The sequence below is a fragment of the Clostridioides sp. ZZV14-6154 genome (assembly GCF_020657785.1).
GTDB lineage: Bacteria > Bacillota > Clostridia > Peptostreptococcales > Peptostreptococcaceae > Clostridioides.
Map to the genome: position 1 here is coordinate 1 of NZ_JAGWCY010000108.1, position 227 is coordinate 227.

The following is a 227-nucleotide window of genomic DNA, read 5'->3' on the forward strand; positions in this document are numbered from 1 at the left end:
TATATCTATTATTGCTTCCTTTTTGTTTTCTTGATAAGTCCTTTTGTAGTTTAGTTAATCTTTTCTCTGATTTTCTAAAGTGTTTAGGATTATCTACTCTAAATCCATCGCTACATATTGCAAATTCTTTCAATCCAACATCTACACCTATTTTCTTATCAATAGTTTTTAGTTTCTCTATTTCAGTTTCTGCTAATATAGAAATATAATATCTATTACCTGGTGTT

The 227-nt window shown here is 26.9% G+C and carries 1 protein-coding gene; it reads right to left on the minus strand.

All coding sequences use genetic code 11. From position 1 onward, the window contains the following. Nucleotides 1-227: transposase (locus KGF45_RS19960; RefSeq protein WP_227843094.1), on the minus strand; the 227-nt coding region annotated here is incomplete at both ends.